Source organism: Nocardia sp. NPDC004278, from assembly GCF_053602975.1.
This window is the reverse complement of sequence record NZ_JBSGEQ010000061.1, coordinates 25,438-33,742: the sequence shown is the minus strand read 5'-3', so window position 1 is coordinate 33,742 and position 8,305 is coordinate 25,438. Positions and strand designations below refer to the sequence as shown.

Genomic DNA, 8,305 nt, shown 5'->3' with positions numbered 1-8,305 from the left:
CGGGGCCGGTCTCGGTTCCTCTTCTTAGACGCGCTTGCGCCGCTGGGGTTTGTCTCGACGGCTCGGACGCGAGACAAAAGGGGGCCGCGAACACGCAGCGCCGCAGGCGCTGCAAATTAGACACAGCGCCGCAGGCGCGGCAAATCCAACACAGTAGTTTGTTCGCATGGCTCGAACTCTGCTGGTTACCAATGATTTCCCGCCGCGGCCGGGCGGTATCCAGTCGTATCTGCAGGCGTTGGCCGGTGAGCTGCCGCCCGATGACCTGGTCGTCTATGCCCCACGGTGGCGCGGCGACAGTCATCTGAAATTCGATGCTAAGCAGAAGTTCCAGGTGGTTCGCCACCCCACCACGCTGATGCTGCCGACCCCACTGGTGCTGCGGCGCGCGGCACGGCTGCTGCGCGGCGAGAACTGCGACACCGTGTGGTTCGGTGCGGCGGCGCCGCTCGCATTGCTCTCGCCGATGCTGCGGCGCGCGGGCGCGACCCGGATTCTGGCCAGTACCCACGGGCACGAGGTCGGCTGGTCGATGCTGCCGGGTGCGCGGCAGGCGCTGCGCGCGATCGGCGAGCACACCGATGTCGTCACCTATGTCAGTCGGTATACGCGCGGCCGGTTCGCCTCCGCGTTCGGACCGAATGCCGCGCTCGAATATCTGCCGCCGGGTGTGGACACCGAGGTGTTCCGGCCGGATCCGGCCGCGCGCGCGGAACTGCGCGAGCGCTACGGCCTCGGCGATCGGCCGACAATCCTGTGCCTGTCCCGGCTGGTTCCGCGCAAGGGGCAGGACGCTTTGATCATCGCCATGCTCGAGATCCGCGACCGCATTCCCGGTGCGGTGCTGGTGGTCGCGGGCGGCGGACCGTACGAGGACAAGCTGCACGCTCTCGCTGCGGCTCTCGGTGTCGCCGAGGACGTGGTCTTCACCGGCCGGGTTCCGTCCAGCGAACTGGCCGCCCACCACACACTGGCCGATGTGTTCGCGATGCCGAGCCGGACCCGGGGGGCCGGGCTCGATGTCGAGGGTCTCGGCATCGTGTACCTGGAGGCGTCGGCATCCGGTGTGCCGGTGGTCGCCGGGCGCTCGGGCGGTGCGCCGGAGACCGTGCTGGAGGGCAAGACCGGCCGAGTTGTCGATGGACGCAACACCACCGAGATCGCCAATGCCATCGTCGACATCCTGTCCGATCGCGACGCCGCCGCGCAGATGGGCGCGGCGGGGCGCAGCTGGGTCGAGGAGCAGTGGCGCTGGGACAGCCTGGGCGCGCGGCTGCGTCAGCTGCTGCAATAAGGTGGCGGCGGCGTAGGGTCCAAGGAGTGTTATCTATTACAGTCGGGCTGTGAGTGAGCGAAGCGAGCGAACCATGTGCCAGCGCGCCCTGCGCACGGTGGAGCCGAGCGTCAGCGAGGCGCAGTCGTGAGTGAGCGCAGCGAACGAGCCATGTGCCAGCGCGCCCTGCGCACGGTGGAGCCGAGCGTCAGCGAGGCGCAGCCGTGAGCAGTATTCAGGTCGCCGATCAGACGTTCGTCGCTGCCCCGGGTGCCGCGGTCGCCGAGATCCTGTCGGGCACGAACAACTGGCGCCGCTGGTGGCCGGACCTCGACCTCGAGGTGCGGGAAGACCGGGCCGACAAGGGGATTCGCTGGACGGTCACCGGTGCGCTCACCGGAACCATGGAAGTATGGCTGGAGCCCGCATTGGACGGGGTGATCCTGCACTACTTCCTGCACGCCGAACCGAAGGCGCCGACCCGCAATCCGGCCGCCGCCAATCGGGCCCGCCGGGTGGCGGGCAAGACGATGTCGTTCGAGATCAAGGCCAGACTGGAGGCGGGCCGCGCGGCGGGTGTCGCACCGGCGCACACCGCCCCCCGCTGACGCACACCACTACAGCAGAGCAGCTGAAAGGAACCGTTGTCCGCCATGGCCGACAGGACCCAGAGGTCGATCATCATCGACGCACCGTCGCAGCGGGTGATGTCCGTCATCGCCGATCTGGAGTCCTACCCGGAGTGGGTCTCGGCGGCGAAATCGGTTGAGGTACTCGAGAAAAGCCCCGACGGCCGGGTGCGTACCGCACGCTTCGTGTTGGATGCCGGAGTCGTCAAGGACACCTACGTGCTGTCCTATACCTGGCGGCCCGACGAAAAGTCGGTCAGCTGGACGCTGGTCAGCGGCGATCTGCAGAAGGCGCAGGACGGCACCTACGAACTGATCGACCGGCCCGATGGCACCACCGAGGTGACCTACGAGCTCACCGTCGACCTGAACATCCCGATGATCGGCATGTTCAAGCGCAAGGCGGAGAAGGTGATCACCGACACCGCCCTCAAGGAACTGAAGAAACGGGTCGAAGGCTGATCACGCACAAGCCCGAGGCAGCCAGGACCCGGGTCGAACTGTTCATCGGTAAGGGCGGAGTCGGCAAGACGACATTGGCCTGCGCCACCGCGATGGCCTACGCGCGCAGTGGTCAGCGGGTGCTGGTGGCCTCGCTGGATCAGGCACATTCGCTCGGTGACGCGCTCGGCTTCCGATTTCCGCACGATCCAGGCACCGTGGCCGGGGTCGCCGGCGTGCTACCCGGAGTCGATGTGATCGAGGTCGATTCCCTTGCGCTGCTGGAGGATCGGTTCCGCGAGGTGGTGCGGATGCTGGCCACCGGAACCGGCCATGAGCACGGCGTCGACCTGGCCGCGCTGGATCCGGCCGAACTGACCGGACTGCCCGGTGTGCAGGAATTGCTGATGCTGGTGGAGATCACCCAGTTCGTCCAGGAGGATGACTGGGATGTGATCGTCGTCGACTGCCCGCCGTCCGCGGATATGCTGCGCATCATCACCGCACCGGAAACCCTGCTCGGCTATGTGGAACGGGTGTGGCCGCAGCACGCGCGGGCACTGAGCACGGTCGGCACCGATCTGCGCCGCGCGGTGCTCGCCACCACGGTCGAACGAATCGTCAAGGCGGTGACCGAGGTGCGCGATCTGCTCGCCGATCACGCCCGCACCGGCGCGCGGCTGATCACCGTCGCCGAACAGGTGGCCGTCGCCGAATCGGAGCGGGTGCGATCGGCCGCGGCGCTGCTCGGTCTGCGCTTGGACGCGGTGGTGGTGAACAAGGTGCTGCCCGCCGCGCCGCCGCCGACGGCACTGGAGGTCGCCTCCCATCCGGCGGTGCAGTGGTATCTGAATCGGCGCGCCGAACAGTTGGACGTGGTGAATCGACTACAACGGGGCATGGACGGAACACGGGTGCTGATCGCCCAGCACACCGGGCCCGAACCGGTCGGGCTCACCTCCCTGTCCGCACTGTCGTACGCGATGGACTCGGGCGAGCGGTTAGACACCGACCCCGCGTTGCGCGACAATCCGGCGAAGGTTCGCACAAGTTCCGGCGAGCCGGTGGTTCGATTGGAGTCGGGCACCGGTCTGCATTCGGTGTACGCGATGCGGATGCACCTGCCCGTCGTCGATGCGGCGACGCTGCGACTGGGACGAGTGGAGGACGATTTGATCGTGGGAGCGGACGGGGTCCGGCGCCGAGTGCGCCTGGCACCGGTATTGCGGCGGTGCACGGTCGATGGCGCCGAACTCGAGCACGGCTATCTGGTCGTGCGTTTCCGTCCGGACCCCGAGGCGTGGCCGGTATGACCGATCCGAGCGGCGGCCACGCGGATGGCTGGCCAGGCGATGTCGATCCCGGTGACGGCCTCGGCGAATTCGCCGCGGAATTGAAACTGCTCGCGGAGGCGGTGCTGGAGCGGGTCGAGCCGGTGTTGCGCCGAGCCGCCGACGGACAGCCGGACTGGTCGAGCTGCAGTTGGTGCCCGGTGTGCGCGGCGGCCGCACTGGTGCGCGGCGAGCACCACGATGTGCTCGCGGTGGTGGCCGATCACGGCACCGCCATCGTCACGGTGCTGCGCGAGGCGCTGGCCGGGGTGCCGGTCGATCCGGTCATGCCCGATGACGACGTACCGCACGATCATTCGGCCTTCGTCGAGCAGCACGGGGACGCGTCGGCATCGGCCGCGGCAAATACCCACGCACAGCACTCGACCCCGGGCGGGCGGGAGCGGGCCCGCTACGTCGGCATCCCCGTGACGATCAAGGCATGACCGCGCGAGTGGCAGATGTGCGACCGCTGACCGTCGGAATCGACGTCGGCGGCACCAATATTCGCGCATCGGTGGTCGATGGCGACGGCGAGGTGCTCGACACCGTTGTCGCGCCCACGCCGCATTCGGCGCGGGCACTGGAGAATGCGCTGGACCGCGCGGTCCGCGAGCTATGTCGCAGGCATCCGATCGGCGCGGTCGGCCTGGCAGTGGCCGGGTTCATCAACGGCGATCGCTCGGCGGTGCGCTTCGCACCGCATCTACCGTGGCAGGACGCCCCGGTCGCAGAGCGGCTCACCGAACGTCTCGAACTGCCGGTGATCCTGGAGCATGACGCCAATGCCGCCATGTGGGCCGAGTACCGGTTCGGCGCCGCGGCGGGCGGACACAACTCGGTGCTGGTGGCGATCGGCACCGGCATCGGCGCGGCGCTGCTCATCGACGGCGAACTGTATCGGGGCACCCATGGCGTCGCACCGGAACTCGGACATCTGCAGGTGGTGCCGCAGGGTCGAGCCTGTCCGTGCGGTAAGCGCGGCTGTTGGGAAAGGTATTGCAGCGGAACGGCTCTGGTCGATACCGCGATCGAAATGCTGGCCACCGATCCGGTGCATTCGACGGTGCTGGCGCGTGAGGTGCTGCGCGATCCCGGCTCGCTGACCGGACGCCGGGTGGCCGGAGCGGCACAGGACGGCGACCCCCTTGCCGTGGCGGTCATGGCCGATTTCGCGCGCTGGCTCGGGCTCGGGCTGGCCTTTGTCAGCGATATTTTCGATCCCGGACTGATCGTGATCGCCGGTGGGGTAAGCAGTTCGGCCGGGCTGTTCCTGGACGAGGCCCGCGAGGAATACGCGCGGGCGATCACCGGCGCCGGCCATCGGCCGCTGGCCCGAATCCGCACCACCCAGCTCGGTGAGGCGGCGGGCATGATCGGCGCGGCGGAACTGGCCAGAGCCACCCTCGTCGACACCGGACGCGGCCGATCGTGGGTCGCGCGTTCCACCCACTGAGCGGTCGGTTATCAGCACTCGAGAACATGTGGTGAGATACACCGCTCCGCTTGGATGTGATCTGTAACCGACGGTAAAGTCGGCAACTGACGGTTGTACCCGTAAACGATCCCGGCCGCGGGGGTTAGGACGCCATGCTCTACTGGATGCTGAAGTACCTGTTCCCAGGACCGTTCATGCACCTCTACAACCGTCCGACAGTCGAAGGCGTGGAACACATTCCCGCCGATGGGCCCGCCATCCTGGCCGGGAACCACCTGTCCTTCTCGGACTGGTTGTTCGCGCCACTGATGAGCCCGCGGCGCATCAGCTACCTGGCCAAGGCCGAGTACTTCAACAGCCCCGGGTTCAAGGGTCGGCTGCAGAAGTTCTTCTTCAGCGCCACCGGCCAGTACCCGATCGACCGCAGCGGTGCCAGTGCGGCCGAGGACGCTCTCATCGCCGCGCGCAAACTCCTCGACAAGGGCCATCTCGTCGGCCTCTACCCCGAGGGCACCCGCTCCCCCGACGGCCGCCTCTACAAGGGCAAGACCGGTCTGGCCCGCCTCGCTCTGGAAACCGGTGTCCCCGTCATTCCGGTCGCCGTCATCGGCACCTTCGAGGTCTGCCCGCCCGGCCCGTTCCGCTGGCGCCGTCAGCAGGTCACCGTCAAATTCGGTGCCCCCATCGACTTCTCCCGCTACGAGGGCATGGGCGGCAACCGCTTCGTCGAACGTGCCGTCACCGACGAGGTCATGTACGAACTCATGCAACTCGGCGGCCAGGAATACGTGGATGTCTACGCAGCCAGCCTGAAAAAGGGTGTCCCCTCCGGCTCCGCCCCTGAGGCCACTCGCATCCCGGAGACCGCGGCCAGCTAGTTCCGGGCCAACCGGGCTCCGGGCCGGGCGCGCATCGATACGGGCCACTCGACGGATATCGTTGAGTCGTGACGGTGCGCGCAAAAATTTGCGGGATCAGGTCCGAGCACGATCTGTGGACTGCACTGACCGCCGGTGCCGACGCCATCGGATTCATCTCGGGGATTACCCATTTCAGCGAGGACGCACTCGACGCCGAGCGCGCCGCCGAGTTGTCGCGTCTGGCTCCACCGTTCGTCACCCGGGTCCTTGTCACCCATCTGGAAGACGCCGCCGCGATCGTCGACCTCGCCGACCGAGTGGGTGTGGACGCGATCCAGGTGCACGGGCTCGTCACGATCGACACGGTTCGCGAGGTTCGAAAGGCCTCGGGCGGGCGCAAGATCATCAAGGCAGTGCATGTCACCGGCCTCGAAGCGGTCGGCGCCGCGCGTTCGGTCGCGCCGGATTGTGATGCGGTGCTGCTCGATTCGCGCACCGCGGACCGTCTCGGCGGTACCGGACTGACCCACGACTGGTCGGTGAGCGCGGCCGTGGTGACCGCACTACACGAACTCGGCTGCCCGGTCGTGCTCGCCGGTGGGCTCGGTCCGGACAATGTCGCCGATGCCATCGCACGCGTGCGCCCCTTCGCGGTGGACGTCAATAGCGGAGTCGAAACCGCCACCGGCGATAAGCAACCCGACGCGTGTGCGGCCTTTGTGACAGCGGTACACCGGGCACCGGGGTCATTCGCACCCCCCGCCCCACCGCTATGAGCACGAGCGGCCCCGGCGACCGAGTTCGCGGCGGTGTAGTGGCTGCCCGCGCCAATCGCACCGATGAGCGATGCGACCGCCTAGTTCGATCGGACAACACGCTCCGCTCCATCGCATCCATCCCATTGCGACATTGATCTGCCGTACCGGGGACTTCCGCCCACCCTGCCAGCCGCAGCTGCCGAATGGCCCGTGCTGGTACCGAGGTCGCGGTTCATCGGTTGTTGCGGCGCAGCGGATTCGGCGCGCAGGGATGCGACGGGAGCGATCTCGGCAACATTCGAGCGGGCCGCGTGCCGTGGGGGCACAATCAGCGGGGTAGATGTTCCGGGTGCGGTAGGTGCGGGGTCCGGCGGTGGCAGCGGCTTCGCGAAATGAGCTAGGGGCCGCGAATGTCCGAGGGGACGGATCTGTTGTTATCGCTCGCGGTGGCCGCGGCGCATCAGCTGGGGTATTCCTGCCGGGTGGCGAATGCCGATGACGTGATGTTGTCGGGGCCCGCGGGGGATGTCATGGTCGGGTTGACGAATTTGCGGCGGATGGCGGCGGATGAGCCGCCGGATCAGTGGCCCGCGTTGGTCGCGGATTATCTCAGTACTGGGCTGGTCGATCTGGAGGTCGATCGCGATCCGCTCGACACCGGGAATTTCGCAATGATGCGGGGACTGATCAGGACTCGGCTGTACTCGGGGCAGGGTGGGTCACCGGATGTTGTGCGCCGCGAGGTCGCGCCCGGACTGGTCCAGCGGGTGCTGATCGATCAGGTGCACACCATGGCGCCGGTCACCTATCCGATGCTGCGGCAGTGGCCGATCGACGAATACGACCTGTTCACCCTCGCCGAACAGAACACCCGCGCGGACGGGCCGCTGGAGGCGTTCACCCATCGGATCGATGCGCCGATGGCCGACGGTGTCGAGATCACCATGCTGAGCGGCATCTCCGACTACATCACCGCGCACGTGCGCTGGCTGGACGAGTATCCGGTGGTCGGACCGGCGGGGTCGGTATTCGCGGTGCCGTCCCAGCGCCAGATCTACGCGCATCCGGTGGCAAATCTCGACGTCGTGCGGGCCACCACGGTGCTCGCCCAGGTCGCGGTGCTCGACTACGCCCAGCGCCCGTGGCCGGTCAGCCAGGACGTCTACTGGTGGCATGACCGCACCATCGAGCTGGCCGCCACCACCGAGCACACCGGTGAAGCACTCTGCATCTACCCGTCGGACAACTTCCTCTCCGCGCTGAACGAACTCCCCTCCTGAGCCCTCGACGCCGAGATCTGCGTCACGCACCTGTCCACCGAAATACCCTCCTACCAGGCCATTTAGTTAGGGCGTTCGCCCGAAACCCCCGCATCCCAATTTCTCGTATCCAGGGCTGTCACGTTTCGCGCCACCAATGCGTCTTATGCGTAGGCAGCTTCCGGCGGAGAAGGAGATGAACCATGCCTGTGCTGTTCATAGGTCATGAGGTGGCGGACGAGGGCAGCGCCGCGGCGGCATTCGCGGCGCAGGCGCCCATGCCGCCGTTCGGCCTACCCGGCTCGTACGGGATCGC

The 8,305-nt window shown here is 67.5% G+C and carries 9 protein-coding genes; all 9 read left to right on the top strand.

The window, feature by feature from the left end:
* The first annotated feature begins 166 nt into the window (after window positions 1-166).
* The 9 genes from ACWEO2_RS42175 (at window position 167) to ACWEO2_RS42135 (ending at window position 8,010) form a co-directional block, all read left to right on the top strand.
* On the top strand, window positions 167-1,294 hold the full coding sequence (locus ACWEO2_RS42175; RefSeq protein ID WP_354961072.1) for a glycosyltransferase family 4 protein: 1,128 nt from the start codon (window positions 167-169) through the stop codon (window positions 1,292-1,294).
* A gap of 203 nt (window positions 1,295-1,497) precedes the next feature.
* A complete protein-coding gene (locus ACWEO2_RS42170) occupies window positions 1,498-1,881 on the top strand; it encodes a polyketide cyclase / dehydrase and lipid transport (RefSeq protein WP_355187197.1) in 384 nt (127 codons plus the stop codon).
* Between the two features lie 45 nt (window positions 1,882-1,926).
* Window positions 1,927-2,364, top strand: a complete 438-nt coding sequence (locus tag ACWEO2_RS42165; protein WP_354961070.1) for an SRPBCC family protein — start codon at window positions 1,927-1,929, stop codon at window positions 2,362-2,364.
* A complete protein-coding gene (locus ACWEO2_RS42160; protein ID WP_452410509.1) occupies window positions 2,361-3,656 on the top strand; it encodes an ArsA family ATPase in 1,296 nt (431 codons plus the stop codon). Before ACWEO2_RS42165 ends, ACWEO2_RS42160 begins: the two co-directional genes overlap by 4 nt.
* Window positions 3,653-4,120, top strand: coding sequence for a hypothetical protein (locus ACWEO2_RS42155; protein WP_355187195.1), 468 nt, complete (start codon window positions 3,653-3,655; stop codon window positions 4,118-4,120). Before ACWEO2_RS42160 ends, ACWEO2_RS42155 begins: the two co-directional genes overlap by 4 nt.
* Window positions 4,117-5,130 carry an ROK family protein gene (locus tag ACWEO2_RS42150; RefSeq protein ID WP_452410507.1) on the top strand — a complete coding sequence of 338 codons (1,014 nt, stop codon included), beginning with the start codon at window positions 4,117-4,119 and terminating at the stop codon, window positions 5,128-5,130. The genes ACWEO2_RS42155 and ACWEO2_RS42150 overlap by 4 nt, the downstream gene beginning before the upstream one ends.
* Before the next feature lie 134 nt (window positions 5,131-5,264).
* Entirely contained in the window at window positions 5,265-5,990 is a 726-nt protein-coding gene (locus tag ACWEO2_RS42145) for a lysophospholipid acyltransferase family protein (RefSeq protein WP_354961067.1), read from the top strand.
* Window positions 5,991-6,058: 68 nt separating this feature from the next.
* Window positions 6,059-6,748 (top strand): phosphoribosylanthranilate isomerase, encoded by a 690-nt coding sequence (locus tag ACWEO2_RS42140; RefSeq protein WP_452410506.1) that lies wholly within the window; start codon window positions 6,059-6,061, stop codon window positions 6,746-6,748.
* 392 nt (window positions 6,749-7,140) lie between these two features.
* The gene (locus ACWEO2_RS42135; protein WP_452410505.1) at window positions 7,141-8,010 is read left to right on the top strand and encodes a hypothetical protein; all 870 of its coding nucleotides are present in this window, start codon (window positions 7,141-7,143) and stop codon (window positions 8,008-8,010) included.
* Window positions 8,011-8,305: the final 295 nt, after the last annotated feature.

Coding starts and splice junctions, on each gene's coding strand:
- ACWEO2_RS42165 (WP_354961070.1), top strand. CDS start 1,927: ATGGCCGACAGGACCCAGAGGTCGATCATCATCGACGCACCGTCGCAG.
- ACWEO2_RS42155 (WP_355187195.1), top strand. CDS start 3,653: ATGACCGATCCGAGCGGCGGCCACGCGGATGGCTGGCCAGGCGATGTC.
- ACWEO2_RS42175 (WP_354961072.1), top strand. CDS start 167: ATGGCTCGAACTCTGCTGGTTACCAATGATTTCCCGCCGCGGCCGGGC.
- ACWEO2_RS42150 (WP_452410507.1), top strand. CDS start 4,117: ATGACCGCGCGAGTGGCAGATGTGCGACCGCTGACCGTCGGAATCGAC.
- ACWEO2_RS42135 (WP_452410505.1), top strand. CDS start 7,141: ATGTCCGAGGGGACGGATCTGTTGTTATCGCTCGCGGTGGCCGCGGCG.
- ACWEO2_RS42145 (WP_354961067.1), top strand. CDS start 5,265: ATGCTCTACTGGATGCTGAAGTACCTGTTCCCAGGACCGTTCATGCAC.